Origin of the sequence: Nocardioides sp., assembly GCF_047607185.1 — a bacterium.
Classification (GTDB): domain Bacteria; phylum Actinomycetota; class Actinomycetes; order Propionibacteriales; family Nocardioidaceae; genus Nocardioides.
Genome location: NZ_JASGDQ010000109.1, coordinates 1 through 18,174, shown reverse-complemented (window position 1 = coordinate 18,174; position 18,174 = coordinate 1). Strand labels below are relative to the sequence as shown.

The 18,174-nt window shown below is 69.2% G+C and carries 18 protein-coding genes; 4 read left to right on the top strand and 14 right to left on the bottom strand.

What is annotated here, in order from left to right; translation table 11 throughout:
- The first annotated feature begins 73 nt into the window (after positions 1 to 73).
- On the top strand, positions 74 to 853 hold the full coding sequence (locus QM595_RS12350; protein WP_415171857.1) for an SDR family NAD(P)-dependent oxidoreductase: 780 nt from the start codon (positions 74 to 76) through the stop codon (positions 851 to 853).
- Between the two features lie 113 nt (positions 854 to 966).
- Entirely contained in the window at positions 967 to 1,767 is an 801-nt protein-coding gene (locus QM595_RS12345) for a FadR/GntR family transcriptional regulator (RefSeq protein ID WP_415171856.1), read from the top strand.
- Positions 1,768 to 1,775: 8 nt separating this feature from the next.
- On the opposite strand, the gene QM595_RS12340 is transcribed toward QM595_RS12345, so the two are convergent.
- From QM595_RS12340 to QM595_RS12305, 8 genes are all read right to left on the bottom strand, one after another.
- Positions 1,776 to 2,597, bottom strand: a complete 822-nt coding sequence (locus QM595_RS12340) for a sugar phosphate isomerase/epimerase family protein (protein WP_415171855.1) — start codon at positions 2,595 to 2,597, stop codon at positions 1,776 to 1,778.
- Complete coding sequence (locus QM595_RS12335) at positions 2,594 to 3,496, bottom strand: ABC transporter permease (RefSeq protein WP_415171854.1); 903 nt, start codon at positions 3,494 to 3,496, stop codon at positions 2,594 to 2,596. The genes QM595_RS12340 and QM595_RS12335 overlap by 4 nt, the downstream gene beginning before the upstream one ends.
- A gap of 12 nt (positions 3,497 to 3,508) precedes the next feature.
- The gene (locus QM595_RS12330; RefSeq protein ID WP_415171853.1) at positions 3,509 to 4,453 is read right to left on the bottom strand and encodes an ABC transporter permease; all 945 of its coding nucleotides are present in this window, start codon (positions 4,451 to 4,453) and stop codon (positions 3,509 to 3,511) included.
- Complete coding sequence (locus QM595_RS12325; protein WP_415171852.1) at positions 4,453 to 5,322, bottom strand: ABC transporter ATP-binding protein; 870 nt, start codon at positions 5,320 to 5,322, stop codon at positions 4,453 to 4,455. The genes QM595_RS12330 and QM595_RS12325 overlap by 1 nt, the downstream gene beginning before the upstream one ends.
- Entirely contained in the window at positions 5,319 to 6,371 is a 1,053-nt protein-coding gene (locus tag QM595_RS12320) for an ABC transporter ATP-binding protein (RefSeq protein ID WP_415171851.1), read from the bottom strand. Before QM595_RS12320 ends, QM595_RS12325 begins: the two co-directional genes overlap by 4 nt.
- 89 nt (positions 6,372 to 6,460) lie before the next feature.
- A complete protein-coding gene (locus QM595_RS12315; RefSeq protein ID WP_415171850.1) occupies positions 6,461 to 7,693 on the bottom strand; it encodes a CaiB/BaiF CoA transferase family protein in 1,233 nt (410 codons plus the stop codon).
- Between the two features lie 69 nt (positions 7,694 to 7,762).
- Complete coding sequence (locus QM595_RS12310; RefSeq protein ID WP_415171849.1) at positions 7,763 to 9,439, bottom strand: thiolase C-terminal domain-containing protein; 1,677 nt, start codon at positions 9,437 to 9,439, stop codon at positions 7,763 to 7,765.
- Positions 9,432 to 10,604, bottom strand: coding sequence for an amidohydrolase family protein (locus tag QM595_RS12305; protein WP_415171848.1), 1,173 nt, complete (start codon positions 10,602 to 10,604; stop codon positions 9,432 to 9,434). Before QM595_RS12305 ends, QM595_RS12310 begins: the two co-directional genes overlap by 8 nt.
- Positions 10,605 to 10,693: 89 nt before the next feature.
- Between QM595_RS12305 and QM595_RS12300 the strand changes: the two genes are divergently transcribed.
- Together QM595_RS12300 and QM595_RS12295 are read left to right on the top strand one after the other, a co-directional pair.
- Positions 10,694 to 10,966, top strand: coding sequence for a hypothetical protein (locus QM595_RS12300; RefSeq protein ID WP_415171847.1), 273 nt, complete (start codon positions 10,694 to 10,696; stop codon positions 10,964 to 10,966).
- A 38-nt stretch (positions 10,967 to 11,004) separates the two neighbouring features.
- Positions 11,005 to 11,448 (top strand): pyridoxamine 5'-phosphate oxidase family protein, encoded by a 444-nt coding sequence (locus tag QM595_RS12295; protein ID WP_415171846.1) that lies wholly within the window; start codon positions 11,005 to 11,007, stop codon positions 11,446 to 11,448.
- A 25-nt stretch (positions 11,449 to 11,473) separates the two neighbouring features.
- On the opposite strand, the gene QM595_RS12290 is transcribed toward QM595_RS12295, so the two are convergent.
- From QM595_RS12290 to QM595_RS12265, 6 genes are all read right to left on the bottom strand, one after another.
- On the bottom strand, positions 11,474 to 12,241 hold the full coding sequence (locus QM595_RS12290; protein ID WP_415171845.1) for an SDR family NAD(P)-dependent oxidoreductase: 768 nt from the start codon (positions 12,239 to 12,241) through the stop codon (positions 11,474 to 11,476).
- A gap of 42 nt (positions 12,242 to 12,283) precedes the next feature.
- Positions 12,284 to 13,432: a thiolase family protein gene (locus QM595_RS12285; RefSeq protein ID WP_415171844.1), complete on the bottom strand. Its 1,149-nt coding sequence runs from the start codon at positions 13,430 to 13,432 to the stop codon at positions 12,284 to 12,286.
- A 45-nt stretch (positions 13,433 to 13,477) separates the two neighbouring features.
- A complete protein-coding gene (locus QM595_RS12280) occupies positions 13,478 to 14,356 on the bottom strand; it encodes a sugar phosphate isomerase/epimerase family protein (RefSeq protein ID WP_415171843.1) in 879 nt (292 codons plus the stop codon).
- Between the two features lie 77 nt (positions 14,357 to 14,433).
- Positions 14,434 to 16,044: an ABC transporter substrate-binding protein gene (locus QM595_RS12275; protein WP_415171842.1), complete on the bottom strand. Its 1,611-nt coding sequence runs from the start codon at positions 16,042 to 16,044 to the stop codon at positions 14,434 to 14,436.
- A gap of 29 nt (positions 16,045 to 16,073) precedes the next feature.
- The gene (locus tag QM595_RS12270; RefSeq protein WP_415171841.1) at positions 16,074 to 17,333 is read right to left on the bottom strand and encodes a CaiB/BaiF CoA transferase family protein; all 1,260 of its coding nucleotides are present in this window, start codon (positions 17,331 to 17,333) and stop codon (positions 16,074 to 16,076) included.
- A 24-nt stretch (positions 17,334 to 17,357) separates the two neighbouring features.
- The gene (locus tag QM595_RS12265) at positions 17,358 to 17,843 is read right to left on the bottom strand and encodes a gamma carbonic anhydrase family protein (protein WP_415171840.1); all 486 of its coding nucleotides are present in this window, start codon (positions 17,841 to 17,843) and stop codon (positions 17,358 to 17,360) included.
- Positions 17,844 to 18,174 lie beyond the last annotated feature (331 nt).

Genomic DNA, 18,174 nt, shown 5'->3' with positions numbered 1-18,174 from the left:
TAGTGGTTATAGTGCAATCATTCAACTCTACGCGGCCTGGGACGAGCCGGGACGGCAGACGGAAGGGACTGGAATGGACATCCAAGGCGCAGTGGCGCTCATCGCCGGTGGCGGCGGCGGATTCGGGGCCGCGAGCGCCCGCCGGCTGCACGCCGCCGGAGCGAAGGTCCTGATCAGCGACCTGGACGAGGCCAAGGGCACGGCGATCGCCGACGAGCTGGGCGACGGGGCGGTCTTCGTGCGCACCGACGTCACCGACGAGGAGAGCATCCAGGCCGCGATCGACGCCGCGCTGGAGCTGGGCCCCCTCCGGATCGGCGTGGTGGCCCACGGTGGCCCGGGGGGACCGCGCACGCTGGACCGGGACAACCAGCCGGCCCCGCAGGCATCCTTCGACCGCGTCATCGCGATCTTCCTGCAGGCCACCTACAACCTCGACCGGCTGCTGGCCGCCGCGATCGCCCGCAGCGAGCCGGCCGAGAGCGGAGAGCGCGGCGTGATCGTCAACACCGCCTCGATCGCGGCCTACGACGGCACCATCGGCCAGACGGCGTACGCCGCCGCGAAGGGCGGCATCGTGTCCATGACGCTTCCGCTCGCCCGCGATCTCGCGCCCCTGGGGATCCGGGCCGTCACGATCGCGCCGGGCACCTTCCTGACGCCGGCCTACCGCGACGCCGATCCCGAGCAGCTCGATGCGTACTGGGGTGCCGCGGTGCCCTTCCCCAAGCGGATGGGCCGGGCCGAGGAGTATGCCCAGCTGGTCCAGCAGGTCGCGGAGAACGTCTATCTGAACGGTGAGACGATCCGTCTCGACGGCGGGCTGCGCTTCACGCCCAAGGGCGCGAAGTAACCCCAATGCCAGGTCGCGTAGGTCGGCGCCGGCGGGCCGACCGAGCGCCGAGAAGCTTCAAACAGCGTGATAGGTGCGTTTATTTGAAGTAGTGGCCCGATAGGATGCCTATCATGACCGTTGCGAACCAATCGGCCGCTGTCGTCGGCAGGCCGATGCGTGCTCCCAAGACCGCCGAGCTGATCGCGACGGACCTGCGACGCCAGATCGTGCGAGGCGAGCTACCCGCCGGCGCGACCCTGCCGCCGGAGCTTCAGCTGATGGACCAGTACGGCGTCTCGCGACCCACGCTTCGAGAAGCCTTCCGGATCCTGGAGGCCGAGACGCTGATCAGTGTGCGCCGCGGCAGCCGCGGCGGCGCCCAGGTGATGGCCCCGAACGTCTCGGTCGCGGCGCGGTATGTCGGCATCCTGCTGCAGGTGCAGGGAACGACGATCAACGACGTCTACCAGGCGCGGATGATCTCGGAGCCTCAGTGCGCCCGCCTCCTCGCGCTGTCCCACACCGACCAGGACCTCGAGGACCTGACCCAGATCGTCGACGCCCTCAAGGACGAGGTCGCCACCCGCAAGCCGTTCGTGCCCGACCCCGACAACTGGTCGGCGCTGACCTCCCGCTTCCACGAGCTGATCCTGCAGCGATGCGGCAACAACACCCTCGCCATCCAGGGCGCCGTCCTCCAGGACATCGTGGCGACCCACGTCCGCACCCGGATCGCGCAGAGCTACACCGACGACGACACCCCGGAGCGCTTCCAGCGCGCGATCCGGTCCTATGAGAAGTTCATCCGGCTGATCAAGAGCGGCGACGCGACCGGCGCGGAGAAGCACTGGCTCTCGCACATGGAGGGCGCCGCGCAATACCTGCTCAAGGACGACCTGCGCACCAAGCCGGTCGTCGACCTGTTCTCCTGAGCCGGGGCTCAGGCGCCGAGCTCGACGAGCAGGTCGTCGAGCCAGCGGGCCGCGCGGCCGGCGGCCTCCTGGTGGCCGATCTCGTCGATCGCGGGTCCGCTGAGCTCGAGGTCGAAGGGGCCGTCGTACCCGCTCTCCAGCAGCCACCTGGTGACGGCCCGGAGCGGCAGGGCGCCCTCACCCGGGAGCGCCCGGCAGGGCAGGGCGCGAGCCCCCGGACTCATGTCGCTGAGCTGGACGTGGGAGATGAGACCGACGTGCTTGGCGATGTCGTGGCGCAACTCGCTCTCGGTCCACACGTGGAAGGCGTCGAGGCAGACCCGCATCCCGGCCAGTGCGGCGAGCGCCAGCGCGTCGCGGAAGCTGTGCACGAAGTTGAGGTCGGCGTAGAGCCAGTTGGTCGGCTCCAGGGCGAGTACGACGCCCCGCTCGGCGGCATGGCCGACCAGCTCCCCGACGATCCGGGCATAGGCGTCGGCGTTGTCCGACCAGTCGTCGAAGACCCGGGGACCGGTCAGGGTGTAGAGCGAGGTGGCGCCGGCGGCGGCCGCCAGGTCGATGTCGGCCCGGCCGTGCTCGACCTGCGCCGCGACGTCTGCCCCCGGGCTCAGGTCGAAGCGCAGCGCACCGGTGGTCGTCACGATCTCGACACCCGCGTCCCGGCACTGCTCGAGGACCGCCTCGACACCGGACTCGCGCAGTTTCGCCGCGGTCACCGACGTCTTGGCGGCTCCGGTGGCCGCGGTCGCCCAGATCGCCTCGGCGGCGGAGAGCCCCGGGAAGCAGAGCCCGCTGACGCAGACCCGTGGATGCAGCCCGGGCGCGATCACGACTTCGACTTCCGCCGCCGCGTCCTCCCACGGCCTTCGAGAGCATCGCGCAGGCCGTCGCCGAAGGTCGAGAACGACAAGATGGTCAGGGCGATCATGACGGTCGGGCTGATCAGGAACCACGGCGAGTCGTAGATGTGGTCGAAGGCGTCGCGCAGCATCGTGCCCCAGCTGGCCTGCGGCGCCTGCACACCGAGGCCGAGGAAGCTCAGGCTCGCCTCGGCGATGACCACGACGCCGGCGGCGAAGGTGACCTGCACCAGCAGCGGCGAGCTGGCGTTGGGCAGGACGTGTCGCCAGACGATCCGCCACGGGGAGCAGCCGAGCGCCCGGCAGGCCTCGATATAGGTCTCGGAGGCGACCGACTGCGCGGCGCCGCGGGCCAGCCGGAACTGCGGCGGCGCCAGCACGATGCCGAGCGCCAGCATGGCGTTGGTCAGGCCGGGGCCGAGGATGCCCACGATCGCGATCGCCAAGATGAGCGGCGGAAGCGCGAGGATCGCGTCGGAGATGCGGCTCAGCACGGCGTCGAGCACGCCGCCGGCGTACCCCGCGACCAGGCCCATCGGGATGCCCAGCGCGGAGGCGAGCACCAGCGCCTGGACGATCGCCACCAGGGTGACCCGGGTCGCGGAGACCAGGCGGCTGAACACGTCGCGGCCGTAGACGTCGGTGCCGAGCCAGTGCGCGCCGGAGGGCCCCTGCAGTTGGTTGATGAGGTCCTGCTTGTCGGGATCGTGGGTCGAGATCAACGGCCCGAAGACGGCGACCAGCACGAGGATGGCGAGAAAGACGAGCGAGGCCATCGCGGCTCGGTTGGACCTGAGCTGGCGCCAGGCGCGGCCCTGGAGCACCCGCAAGCCACGGCGCGGGGGCTCGACTTCGATCGTGGTCGACATTGCGGTCTCCTCTCAGTGACGAAGGCGGGGGTTGAACAGACCGTAGGAGAGGTCCGTCAGGACGTTGACCACGACGACGATCACGGCACTGACCATGACCACGCCGAGGATGGTGGGGATGTCGCGCTGTACGACGGAGGTGACGGCGAGAGCACCGAAGCCGGGCATGGCGAACACGAACTCCACCGTGACGCTGCCCGCGAGCAGCCGGTTGACCTGGAGGCCGAGCACCGTCGCGATCGGCACCCCGGCGTTCTTCAGGGCATGCTTGAGCAGGACGCTGCGCTCACGAACGCCTTTTGCGCGCACGGTCCGGACGTAGTCCGTGCCCAGGGTGTCGACGAGCGCGCCTCGGGTCTGTCTGGCGATCTCGGCGATGGGAACCGCCGCCACCGCGAGTGCCGGCAGGACGAGGTTGCGCAGCCACCCGCCGAGACCGCCATCGGCGATGGAGACATATCCGGTGGCCGGGAACCAGGCGAGGGTGACGGCGAAGACGAGCATCAGCAGCAGACCGGTCACGAACGGAGGCAGCGACATGCTGACCGAGGCGAAGGCGCTCAGCAGCCGGTCGACCACGGAGTTCGGCCGACGAGCCGCGACGATGCCCAGCGGCATCCCGACCACCACCACCAGCACCATGGCCACCACGGTCAGCGACATCGTGACGGGCAGCCGGTCCACGATGGTGCTGGTCACCGACTGGGAGCTGAACAGGGATTGGCCCAGATCCCCGTGGACCGCCGACCCCAGCCAGTGGAAGTAGCGGGTGAACAGCGGCTCGTCGAGGCCGAGCCGTTCGCGGGTCGCCTCGACCTGGTCGGGCGAGGCGTTTTCCCCGGCCAGCGCGACCGCGGCATCGCCGGGCATCAGGTCGAGGAGCAGGAAGACCAGGAAGCTGACGATCAGCAGGAGAGGGATGGCGCCGATGGTGCGGCGTACGACGAGCTTGAGCATCAGGACTCCGAGCCCGCTGCCGCCGGCAGCTCTCGCGCACCCCGGGCCGATGGCGCGGCCGGCCATCGCGAGACCCGGCTCGGTCGCGCCTGCGGAATGGCCGACAACAGCTTGCGGGTGTAGGGGTGGCGGGGCTGGGCGAACAGCTCCTCGGCGGTGCCGGTCTCCACGATCTCGCCCTGGCACATGACCGCTACCCGGTGGGCGAGGAATCGGACCAGCGAGAGATCGTGGGAGATGAAGAGGTAGCTGAGCCCGTGCTCGGCCTGGAGGTCGAGCAGCAGGTTGAGCACCTGCGCCTGGATCGAGACGTCCAGCGCGGCGACCGGCTCGTCGCAGACGATGAAGTCGGGCTCGGTCGTCAGCGCTCGCGCGATGGCGATCCGCTGCAGCTGGCCGCCCGAGAACTCCCGGGGATAGCGCTCCACGTGATCCTTGCGCATCCCCACCCTGTCGAGCATCTCCAGGACGCGCTTGTCGAGCGCACCGCCGGAGAGCCGTTGGTGGATGCGCAGCGGCTCGGCGATGGCCGCACCGATCGTCATCCGGGGGTCGAGGGAGCTGAACGGATCCTGGAAGATCATCTGCATCCTGCTGCGCGAGGCGCGCAGCTCCTTGCGCGACAGCTGGCGCAGGTCACCGCCGTCGTAGGAGATCGTGCCCGCATCGGGCTCGATCAGCCGCAGCACCAGGCGCCCGACAGTCGACTTGCCGGCACCGGTCTCGCCCACGATGCCGAGGGTCTCGCCACGGCCGACCTCGAAGGACACGTCCTTGACCGCATGGAAGCTGTGCTTGGCGCGACCGAACAGGTTGCGCTTGATCGGGTAGGACTTGTTCAGCCCGTCGACCTTCAACAGCGATGTCACCCGACGATTCCCTTCAGCGCTAGCTCATCCGCGCGGAGACACCTCACCAGGTGGCTCCGGTCTTCGCCGGCGAGTGGAACCGGCGCCGATTCGCATCTCTCGGCCTGGACGTGGGCACAGCGAGGGGCGAACCGGCAGCCGTGCATCCACTCCGAGGGCGGCGGAACGATCCCGGGAATGGCGCGGAGTCGGGCGCCTTGGGGCGTGCCCTCCGGGATGGCGGCGAGCAGGCCCTCGGTGTAGGGGTGCCTGGGGTCGAGGAAGAGCCGCTCCATCGGCGTCGACTCGACCACCTGGCCGGCGTACATGACGTTGACCCAGTCGCACATCTCGGCGACCACCCCCAGATCGTGAGTGATGAAGAGGATCGAGATGTCGAGCTCTGCCTGGAGCTCGTTCATCAGGCGCAGCATCTCCTTCTGCACCGTGACGTCGAGCGCGGTCGTGGGCTCGTCGGCGATCACCAGCTTGGGCCGGCACGCCAGCGCGATGGCCAGCATGACGCGCTGGCACATCCCGCCGCTGAACTCGTGGGGATAGGACCGGGAGCGTCGCTCCGCCTCGGCGATGCCGACCCGGTCCAGCAGCGCGACCGCCCGGCTGCGGGCGGTCTTGCGATCGAGCCCCTCGTGCCGGCGGAGCACCTCGGCGATCTGGTCGCCGACGGTGAACGCCGGGTCGAGGCTCCTGCGCGGCTCCTGGAAGACCATGCCGACCTCGGCGCCTCGAATGTCGGCCAGCTGCCGCTGGGACATGCCGACCAGTTCGCGGCCGGCCAGCCGGATCGAGCCGCTCACCCGGGTCGTCTCCCGCGGCAGTAGCCCCATCACCGCCAGGGAGGTCACGGTCTTGCCGGATCCGGACTCGCCGACCAGCCCCACCGTGACGCCGGCCGGAATATCGAGGCTGACGTCCTCGACCACCCGGATCCAGCCGTCCGGGGTCAGGAACTCCAGACTCAGGTGCTCGACCTGCAGGACTGCGGGGGCGGTTCCGCCCGCCACCGACGGCATGGCGGGCGGCTGCCCCACCAGCTCACGCTGAGACATGGGTCACACCGTAGTCCAGATCGGGTTCATTTGCCAACTGATTCATAATATCTACCTATTTCACTCAGTCGACTGCCTGATCAATGCGGTCAGGTGATGGCACGACTGATCTTGAGCTGGATGAGCTCCTCCTCGCTCAGGCCGAGATCGCGAAGGACCTCGTCGGTGTGCTCCGCGAAGAGGGGGGCCCGGCGAACCTCGGCCGGGGTCTCGTCGAACTGGACCGGGTTGGCGATGAGCTCGCGGGTGACCCCCTCGGCATCCTCGAGACTGCCGATCATCCCGTTGGCGCGCAGCGAGACGTCGTTGGCGACGCCCCAGGCGTCCTGGACCGTCGCCCACTGGCCCTCGATCCCCTCCAGCAGGACGAGCCACTCCTCGAAGGTGCGCTCGCGGAAGATCTCGGCGACGATCTCGGCGGCCGCGGGGGCGTTGTCCATCAGCTTCTCGACGGTGTCGAAGCGCTCGTCGGCGATCAGCTCGGGGCGACCGGCCACCTCGCAGAACTCCGCCCAGTAGCGACCGGGCTGGACCATCGAGAGCATGAGCCACCGGTCGTCGGCCGTCTTGTAGGAGCCGATCAGCGGATTGCGCGCGGACCCATGCCGCGGCGCCGGCGGACGTGGCGGCGGCCCGCCGGCCATCAGCGCCAGGTTGACGGTGAACTGGGTCGCCCAGGCTCCGACCCCCAGCAGCGAGACGTCGATGACCGAGCTCTCCCCGGTGGTCGCCCGGGCGTAGAGCGCGGCGGCGATGCCGCCTGCGATGGTCAGGCCACCGAGGTTGTCGCCGTACCCTCCTGCCGGCATCGGCGACATCCTCTCGGCCTCCGGTGGCGTGGCGCCGGCGCCGCTGCCCGCCCGGGCCCAGAACGTGGTCATGTCGTAGCCGCCCTTGCCGCCTTCCGGGCCACGCACACCGAACCCGGAGCCGCGGACGTAGATGATGTCGGGATTGACCTTCCGGACGTCGTCGAGCTCGATGCGCAGCTTTGCCCGGGCGTCGGGGAGGAAGTTGGTGATGAAGACGTCGCTCTGCTTGATGAGCTCGTCGAGGAGGGCGCGCGCCTCCGGCTGCTCCAGTGCCAGCCCGACGCTTCGCTTGCCTCGGTTGGGGCCTTCGAAGATCGGCGAGAAGGAGCTCCCCTTGTTGATCGCGTCCACGCCGAGCACATGGGTCAGGCCACGCTGGCCGTCGCCTCGCTCCGCGTGCTCGACCTTGATGACGTCCGCACCCCATTCGGCCAGGACGGCGCCTGCCGCCGGCACGAAGGTGAACTGAGCCACCTCCAGCACCCGGACGCCTTGCATGGGTTGAAGCATTCTTTGTCCTACCTTCCAGTTCGTGGTGATGCGGCTCGTCTGGGTCGAAGCCGACGGCCGAGCTGCGCGCTACCCGCGGCGCAGCAACAGAGCGCTTCCGGGCGCTCCCCCGCCGGTGGTCACGACGGCGACGTCCGCGCCGGCCACCTGGCGGTCGCCGGCCTCGCCCCGAAGCTGCAGCATGGCCTCCCGGACGAAGCCGAATCCGTGCAATCGCCCCGCGGAGAGCTGACCACCGTGGGGATTGATCGGCAGCCGACCCCCCAGCCCGATGACGCTCCCGTCTGCGATGAAGTCGGCCGCACCGCCGAGCTCGCAGAAGCCCAGCCCCTCCAGCCAGGAGACGACGTTGAAGGTGAAGCCGTCGTAGAGCAGCGCCACGTCGACGTCGTCGTGGCCAAGGTCGGTCCTGGTCCACAGGTGCTTGGCGGGGCCGAAGGTGAGCGGCTCGTGGGTCAAGGTGTCCTGGTCCCAGCTCACCCGCTCGAGGATCTGGGTCCCCACCGCGTCGACCAGCACCGCTGGCCGCGGCCTGTCCGCGGCGGTCTCGATCGCGGAGACGACCACCGCGACCGCGCCGTCGACCGGGACGTCGCAGTCGTAGAGCCCGAACGGGGTGGAGATCGGCCTGGCGCCGAGATAGTCCTCGATCGTGATCGGATCGCGGTAGACGGCCTCCGGGTTGCGCGCTGCGCCGGCACGCTCGGCCACGGCGATGCGCCCCAGCATGGTCCGGTCACCGCCGTAGCGATGGAAGTAATGGGAGGCCTGCATCGCGATCCAGTTGGCCGCCGACATCGCGCCGTACGGCGCCCGCTCCTCCAGCATGCCGGTGGCCCGGCCTCCCGGTGCGGCCCACGAGCCGGAGCGGACCAGCTCGGCGTGGGAGGACTCCCACACCGTGCGATAGCAGAGCACGTGGCGGCACAGTCCCGAGGCGACCGCCAGCATGCCCGCGATGATGGCACCCGCCTGACCGGGGGTGTCGCCGGCGCCGTTGATCCAGGTGGGGCGCAGTTGCAATGCCTCCACCAGCGGCGGCACGCCGCCCTCGGACATCCCGGGGGAGCCGACCCGGCCGGGGTAGGTGGACAGCCCGTCGATGTCCTCCAGCTCCAGCCCGGCGTCCCGGACCGCCGCAAGGCACGCCTCGACGGTCAGCTCCAGCGGGTCGACCATGAGCCGTCGCCCGACCCGGGACTGGCCGACCCCGGTCAGGGCGACCCGGTGCTCGAACCGCTCGGCGGAGACCGGCGGCCGCAGGCCCGGGCCGATCTCGCGCGGAGACGGAAGCGCGAGGAGCTGCCCGGCCCGGTCGGGATCGGGCTCGAACAGCGGGAGGTAGACGTCCTCGGCCTTCTCGAAGGTGACCCGCACCGCCATCCCGAGGCGGACCTCGTCGGGCTCGCAGTTGACGATATTGGTCGTCAACCGGACCCCGTCGTCCTCCTCGAGCGCGACGATCGCGACGACGTACGGCGGCGGGAACCCGGGCAGCCACTGCTGGTGGTTGACGGTGAACCCGGCGACGACGGCGCGGCCGGAGACCGGCGCCATCGCCATCCGCGCTCCCCGGCAGCTCCGGCAGCGGGGCAGCGGGGGATGGGTGTAGGCGCCGCAGTCCTCGCACCGCGCGATCCGGAGCAGTCCGTCGGCACCACCGGTCCAGAAGCCGGTGTTCGCCAGGGTGAGCTGGGGCAGCGGGCGCACCGGAGGCGTCCGCTGCTCGTCGATGTCGTCAGACACGCGGGAAGTTGAACACTTCGCGTGCGTTGAGCTCGACGATCCGGTGCGCCTCCTCGTCCGGCACGTCCACGAGCGTCTCGCCGATCATCTTGCGGCTGTTGGGCCACATCGAATCCGAGTGCGGGTAGTCGACCTCGACGCAGATGCGGTCCACGCCGATGGTGTGCCTGTTGGCGAGACCGAACTCGTCGTCGATATAGCAGCCCCAGAAGTGCTTGCGGAGCAGGTCGCTGGGGCGGGTGTCGAAGTCGATGTCCTGGTAGTACCGGTGCCGGCCCCAGACCCAGTCGACGCGCTCGGCGATATAGGGGATCCAGCCGATGCCGCCCTCGGAGAGCATGAACTTCAGATCGGGGTGCTTCTGGAGCTGTCCGGAGAAGAGCAGGTCCACCGTCGACCACATCAGGTTGGTCGCGTAGAGCGCGAACGAGACCGCCGCGGGCGCCTCGTCCTTCGCCGGCGGGTTGGGAGAGAGTGCCGAGGAGGTGAAGGAGAAGCCCGGCACGAAGCTGCCGGAGCCGAAGTGCAGGCTGACCGGGATACCGGTCTCCTCGCAGACGTCCCACAGCGGTCCCCAATAGTCGCTGTGGAAGGACGGCAGGCCGAGCGGGACGGGGTTGTCCGGGAACGAGACGGTCCGAACGCCCTTCGCCGCCGTACGCTTCAACTCCGCGACGGTCAGGTCGATGTCCCACAGCGGGAGGATCCCGAGCGGCACGTAGCGGGTCGGATCGGTCCCGCACCACTCGTCGATGCTGAAGTCGTTCCACGCCTGGACGCAGGCGTGGGCGAGTTCCTTGTCGCGGGCCTTGAGGAAGACCCGGCCGCCGAAGCCGGGGAAGGACGGGAAGCAGCACGCCGCCTGTACGCCGTCGACGTCCATGTCCTTGATCCGCTCGGCCGGGTCGTAGCAGCCGGGGATCATATCGTCGAAGCGGAGCGGCTCCATGCCGAACTCCTCGGGCGTCTTGCCTGCGACCGCGTTGAGGCCGATATAGGGGAAGATGTCCCCCTCCATGTGCCAGACATGACGCTTCTGCTCGTCCTCGACGATCCTCGGCCCCTCCTCCAGGAAGCGCTTCGGAAGCCTGTCGGTGAAGACCTTGGGGTGCTCGATGAGGTGGTCGTCGACCGAGATGATCTGCATGTAGTCCTGTAGTGGCATGTCCTCGTCCTTGGGTCTCAGGTGACATCCATCATATGACCTATTGTACTATCTGAAAATAGACATCCCCTTCTGAAGAGGAGATCAGCGTGGATCAGCCCGACGTCCCCGACGAGGCCGTTCGCGACGAGGAGGACCACGACCTGCTGACCTTCCTCGAGTCCGGGATCAGGCTCCGCGAGGAGATCGCCCAGATCGAGGAGGCACTCGCCCAGGATTCCACGCAGCCGCCGCGCGAGGTGCTCCTCGCGCGGCTCTCGGCACTGCGAGCGGCGCTGGCGCGCAACAGCAAGCACGAGGAGTCCAGCCCGGGCGAGGCCGGATTCCTGAACTACTCCCCGCGTCGAGCGGCCGATCGGTGACGACGGCGCGGCCTCAGCGCCGAGGTCGGTCGATCGCGATGACCGCGGAGGAGTTGGACCGATTCCTCGCTCAGGAGCGGACCTGCCGCGTCGCGACGGTGAGCCGCCACGGCCAGCCGCACGTGTCCCCGTTGTGGTTCGTGTGGGACGGCACGTCCCTCTGGCTCAACTCGGTGGTCCGCAGTCAGCGCTGGACCGACATCCGGCGCGAGCCACGCATCGGCGTGGTGGTCGACGCGGGTGCCGGCTTCCAGGAGCTGCGCGGGGTCGAGCTGAGCGGCGTTGCCGAGCAGGTGGGCGAGGCGCCTCGACAGGGCCTCCCGAACGACGACCTGGCCGTCCCCGAGTCTCTCTTCGCCCACAAGTACACCAGCTCCGGCCGCTTCGAGCCCGACGGCCACCACGGCTGGCTCCGGCTGACGCCCGCCAAGGTGGTCAGCTGGGACTTCCGCAAGCGGGCCCAGCCGGCCCGCCGGGGATGACCCGGCCCTGGCCCGGTCCCGATGCCTACCGCGGGGCCATCCTGATGGCGCCGTCGAGGCGGATCGTCTCCCCGTTGACATAGGAGTTCTCCAGCAGGGTGATCGCGAGGTGCGCGTAGTCGTCGGGCGAGCCGAGACGGCTCGGATGCGGCACCGTCGCCTCCAGCGCCTGCCTGATGTCAGGACGCAGACGGGCCAGCATCGGGGTGTCGAAGACGCCGGGGGCGATGGTGTTGACCCGGATCTGACGGCTCGCCAAGTCCCGCGCGGCGACCAGCGTGATGCCGTGGACACCGGCCTTCGCCGCCGTGTACGACGTCTGGCCGATCTGCCCGTCGAAGGCAGCCACCGAGGCGGTGAGCACGATCGCGCCCCGCTCGCCGTCGACCGGCTCGGAGCGCGCGATCCGCGCTGCCGCCAGTCGGAGCACGTTGTAGGTGCCCACCAGGTTGACCCGGACGACCTCCGCGAAGGTGTCGAGTGCGCCGGGGTTGCCGTCCCTGTCGAGGATGCGGACCCGGTCACCGCCGCGGCCGGCGCAGTGGACCGCGGCGCGCAGCGGGCCGTTGGCCGCCTCGACCGCATCCAGGGCTCCGGTCACCGAGGCCTCGTCGGCGATGTCGGCCTGGGCGAACACCACCCCCTCGCCGAGTTCGGCCAGCAACTCCTCCGACGGCGCGTTGAGGTCCACGATGCCGACCCGCGCTCCCGCCGCGCGCAGTCGGCGGACCGTCGCGAGGCCGAGTCCGGAGGCGCCGCCGGTGACGAGCGCGGAGATCGAGTCGAGTTTCATGTCAGCTCCTCGGTGAGCAGGGTGAGATGGGGGTGGCTGAGGTCAGTCCGCGAGCAGCTCGATGACGGTGGCGTTGGCCATGCCGCCGGCCTCGCACATGGTCTGCAGCCCGTAGCGCAGCCCGTGGTCACGCATGTGGTGGATCATCCGCGTCATCAGGATCGCGCCCGAGGCGCCCAGCGGATGGCCGACGGCGATCGCGCCTCCCAGCGGGTTGAGCTTGGCATGGTCGGCGCCGGTCTCCAGCTCCCAGGCGAGCGGCACCGAGGCGAACGCCTCGTTGACCTCGTAGACGCCGATGTCGTCGATCTTGAGACCGGCTCGGCGCAGCACCTTCTCGGTTGCCGGGATCGGCGCGGTCAGCATGGTGACCGGGTCGTCGCCGACGACGGCGCCCGAGTGGAATCGGGCCAGGGGACGCAGCCCGAGCTCCGCCGCCCGCTCACTGGTGGTGATCAGCAGAGCCGCACTCCCGTCGGAGATCTGGGAGCTGTTGCCGGCGTGGATGACTCCGTCCTCCGCGAAGGCGGGCTTGAGGGAGCCGAGCTTCTCCAGCGAGGAGTCGCGCCGTACGCCCTCGTCGACCCGCAGGACGCCGTCGGGTCCCTCGACGGCCAGGATCTGGTCGTCGAAGGCACCTTCGTCGATCGCGGCCGCGGCGCGCTGATGTGACTCCAGCGCGAACTCGTCGAGCCGTTGACGGCCCAGACCCCATCGCCGGGCGATGTCCTCGGCGCCGAGGCCCTGGCTGAAGCTGTCGCGCTGGTATCGCTGCTTGACCCGCGGGCCGAAGGGCTCGCCGCTCGCCCGCGCGGTGCCGAGCGGGACCCGACTCATCGACTCCACGCCTCCGGCGATGACCAGGTCGTACTGACCCGACATCACGCCGGCCGCGGCGAAGTGGACCGCCTGCTGGCTCGATCCGCAGGCCCGGTCGAGGGTGACCCCGGGGATGTGCTCGGGCCAGCCGGCGGCGAGCACCGCCAGGCGACCGACATTGGTGGACTGGTCCGCGACCTGCGTGACACAGCCCCAGACCACGTCGTCGACCAGGCTCGGATCGACCTGGTTCCGGGAGACCACCGCCTCGAGGATCTCGGCGGCGAGATCGACGGGATGAACGCCCTTCAGCGTCCCGTTCCGACGCCCGATCGGCGTCCTCACCGCATCGACGATCACCGCGTCTCTCACGGCAGCTCCGTTCTGTATCTAGAACTGTGTTCCTTATCCAGAAGACTAGGGGGGTGGCTCCGGGCTGTCAACGAGACGGAGGCCGTGCCGGGCGGCGGGCCGAGCCGAGGCCAGCGTCTGATCGACCCATCGGGCAGCACGCGAGGCGGCCTCGACCTGCCCGGCCGCCTCGATTCGGGGTCCGCCCAACTCGACGTCGAAGACCCCGTCGTAGCCGGCCTCGATCAGCCAGCCGATCATCTCTCGCAGCGGGATGATGCCCTCGCCCGGCACCGACTGTGCGGGAAGGGCCCGATCGCCGCCGACGAGATCGGCGACCTGGACGTGGCCGATCAGGTCGGCGTGCTGCCTGATGTCGTCATGGAGACTCCCCTCGATCCAGACGTGGAACAGATCCAGACAGACGACCAACCCGGCGGCGCGCGCGATGCCGATCGCATCGCGGAAGCTGTGCAGGAAGGTCACGTCGGCGTACAGCGAGCTCGCCGGCTCGATGCCCACGGTCACTCCCCGCCGACCCGCATACTCGACCACCTCGGCAGCCACCTCGGCGAACGCCGCCGCCGCCAGGGACCAGTCCGCCGACGGCCGAGGGCCGAGGACGCCGTACACCGACCGGGCCCCGACCGCCGCCGCCCGGTCGACGTCGGCACATGCCTGCGCGATGCCGTCACGAACGCTCGCCCGGCTGGACAGGTCGAAGGCCAGCGCGGCAGTCGTGGCGACGATCCGCACTCCGTGGCGCCGACCCGCCTCGGCGACCAGCGCCAGGTCGGCGTCGAGCAGTTTGTAGCGAGACATCGACATCGCGCTCACGCCCAGGGACGCGACCACCTCGATGGACTCGACCGCGGTGAGGGAGGGGAAGCACAGTCCACTCACCGAGACCCGGCGATCGAGTTGCCGGTCAGTGCCGGTTGACACAGCTGCCTCCTCCGGGCGTGCGATCCAGTGAGCAAGCCCCGCAGCATCTTCGCTTTATGAGTTAACTCATTTCAAGCTCACTTCGGTGCCAGGCCGACGTACCTGAGATCGAACAGGCCCTGGAATCCGGAGCGGCCCATCCGGTCCGCCCCGACCACGTTGGCGGCGACGGCGGTCGGAGACGGCGAGACCGTGATGTAGACGTCGAAGGCCTGCTCGTTGGCGAGGGCCGAGGCCTTCTCCAGGGTTGCCTGCCTGTCGGCCTCGCTGAGGGAGGGGTCGAATGCGGCCTGCACCGCCGAGGTGAACTCGGCCGGGAGGTCACCGAGGTAGCCGTTGGGGGCCATCAGGTTGCGGGCGAAGACCGAGGCCGCCAGCTCGTAGTTGTTGCGTACTTGCAGCAGCGCGTCGAAGTCCGTGCCTTCGGTCCACATGCTCGCGGCTTGGACCGGGTCGACCGGCGTTAACTCGACCTTCACGCCGATCTCGTCGAACTGGTCCTGGATCGCCTGCGAGATCTCGGTCAGCGGAGAGTAGTTGGCGACCATCATCTTGAGGGTGAAGCCGTCGGGATAGCCCGCCTCCGCGAGGAGCTCACGAGCTCGGGCGGGATCGTAGTCGTAGGCCATCGGCGGGTCACTCAGGTGACCCTCGTAGATCGAGGTGAGTGGCTGGTCGGCGGGCGTGCCGATGCCGTCGAGCAGGGCCGAGCTGATCGCGTCTCGATCGACGGCGAAGTTCAGCGCCTGGCGAACCCGGACGTCGGCCAGGTAGGGCTTGCGGGTGTTGAGCCGGATCGTCTGGACATTGCCCGCGCCCGGGTAGACGACGACCTTGAACGCGTCGCCGAAGCCCTTCACGGTGTCGTACTGGGTGGGCTGGATCAAGGTGAAGTCCGCCTCTCCGGAGCGGAGTCCACCAGCACGGGTGCTCGGGTCCGGAATCCCACGCAGTTCGATCCGCTTGGCCAGCCCGGCGTCGGGGTCCCAGTAGTCGTCGCGCCGTTCGTAGACGACGCCGTCCCCGAGGGTCACGCTGGTGGCGACGTAGGGCCCCGAGCCTTCCGGGGCGCTGTCGAGATCGGCCTTGTCGAGCGCCTTGGGGTTGATGATCGAGCCGAAGCCCGAGGACAGCAGATAGGGCAGGTCCGCGGCCGGCCGGTTGGCGCTGACGACGAGGGTGGTGGGATCTGGTGCCGCCACCGAGTCGATCATCGAGAACTGGTTCTTGGCGGTCGAGTCCGGCAGGGTCAGTGCCCGGTCCAGGCTCGCCTTGACCGCCGCCGCATCCAGCGCGGTCCCGTCGGCGAACGTGACGTCGTCGCGCAGCGTGAACGTCAGCACCTGTCCGGTGGCGTCGAATTCCCACGATGTCGCCACCATCGGCGCCAGTTCCGGTCCGTCGTCGCCCTGGATCATCTGGGTGAGGCGGTCGTAGACCAGCGATACATAGGGGAACTGAGCGTTCTCCGAGGCGGCCTTGTGCGGATCGAGCGGCGGCGTGGGCACGACCCAGGTGGCCCGGAGCGTCGCATCCCGATCGGCGGCGCTGGCCGGCGCGGAGGTCGTCTGCGCCGAGGTGCCGGGGTCCTCGCTCCCGCCGCCGCATGCCGCGAGCAGCAGCGAGGCCGCCAGGGCCCCGACGAGACCGAGCCTGATCCGAGAGGTCTTGATTGGGCGCGCTGGCATGAGCGGGCCTCCTTCTTGCGTCGTAGGCATCAGATGACCTGCGCGTCCTTGAGTCGGGCGATGTCGCCCCAGTCCAGCTCCAGTAGCTCGAGCAGGATCGCCTCGGTGTGCTCGCCGAACTCGGGTGCCCGCTCGCGAACCTCCAGTGGGGTCTGCGAGAGCGACAGCGGGAATCCCGCGGTCCTGCAGGCGCCGCGCACGGGATGGTCGTATTCGATGACGTACCCGTTGGCCGCTGCCTGCGGATCGGCGACGACCTCGGCCAGGGTGTTCACCGGCGAGATCGGAAGGTCGGGAAGGGAGCCGAGCCGTTCCAGCCAGTGATCGCGGCTCGCCTGCGAGAACAACTCGTCGAGCAACTCCACGCATTCGGCCGAGTGCTCGCGCCGCGACACCTGGTCCTCGAACCGCGGGTCGCAGGCCAATCCCGGCCGGCCGAGCAGCGCGACGACGTCGGCCCAGTAGCGATCCGATTGCGGCATCGCCAGCGCGAGCCACTTGTCGTCGGCGCAGCGATAGTGGTTCCACAGGGGATTGGCCGGCTGGCGGCGGTTTCCGCTCATCGCCGCGGCACCGGTGACCAACTGCATCTGGACGCTGAGTGCCTGGAGCCACATCATGCTGCCCAGCAGCGAGGTCTCGACCAGTTGCCCGACGCCGAGGCGCTCGCGCGCGACCAGCGCGGCAAGAACGCCGTACGCCAGCCCGATGGCCCCCATCTGGTCCGCGATGCCGCCCTTGGGGACTCCTGGCTCGCCGGTCTCCGCGGAGCCGGCGGCGGACATGATGCCCGATCGGGCGAGTCCGAGCAGGTCGTAGGCGCGCGCGGTCCGCTCGGGGCCGTGGGCGCCGAAGGCACTGGCGGCGGCATAGATCAGCCCCGGGCGAACAGAGCTCAGAGTGTCGTAGTCCAATCCGAGGCGTTCGGGAACCCCCGGGCGGAAGTTGTGGAGGAAGACGTCCGACTTCTCAACGAGTCGATGGACCAGCGCGACGCCCTCGGCCGCCTTCAGATCGACCGCGATGCTCTTCTTGTTGCGGTTGTGCACCTCGAAGTAGGCGTTCTCGATGCCGGTGACGTCGAGCCCTGACACCGACTGCATACCGCGCCCCGGATCACCCGCTCCGCGCTCCTCGATCTTGATGACCTCGGCCCCGAGGTCGCCGAGCATCGCCCCGGCCGCCGGCCCTTGCTGCCAGATCGTCCAGTCGAGCACGCGGATTCCTGCCAGCGGGCCGGTCATCGCGGCGCTGCCGTTCTCGAACGCGCTCTCAGCTCGGTCGGCCACAGCTCCGGGCTGGACGCACGGTGCTCAGCCACGCGCCCAGATCCCCTCTCGCTTGTACTCCGCGACCATGTCCTCCATATAGCTCGTGTAGTAGACCGAGCCATGCCGGTCCTCCGGGGCATCCGGGTCGATCGTGCCGACCACCTTCGCCGGGGTGCCGATCGCGAGGCTGTAGTCCGGGATCTCGACCCCGCCGAGCACCAGGGAGGACGCACCGATGGTGCAGTGCTTGCCCACCTTCGAGCGCGCCAGGATGGTCGCGCCGTTGGCGATCATCGATCGCTCTCCGACCGGTCCTTCGACCAGACAGCAGTGCCCGATCATCACGTGGTCGCCCAGGACGGTGCCAGTGTGGAGGACGCTGTTCTCCTCGATATGGCAGTTGTCCCCGATGCGGACACTGGAGGTGTCTCCCCGGATCACGACTCCGGGCCAGATCGAGCAGTTCTCGCCGATCTCGACGTCCCCGATGATGTAGACGTTGTCGGCGATGAGCGAGGACGCGGCCACTTTCGGCGTCTTTCCTCGGAACGATCTCACGATCATATTTGCACGCTCCCGTTCGTTGCGGATTCGATTTCTCCGGCGTCCGCGACGCTACGCGCGCAACAATCTGCTGGTCAATCAATGCCGACCGCATTATTGATACGAATATAGAGCGATTAATAAGAAAGTGTGCTAAGAGATTCCGCAGGTAGGGGCTGTCGAGTGAGGCAGGGCGCCGGAAAGGTCGACTGATGGCGTTGTGACCTGGGGAAACGTGGCGGTGTGACCGGCGTGGCGTCTGTGACGGATGGGGCTTGTGGGGCTGGGATTGGAGTTCTCACACAACGACTCCAGC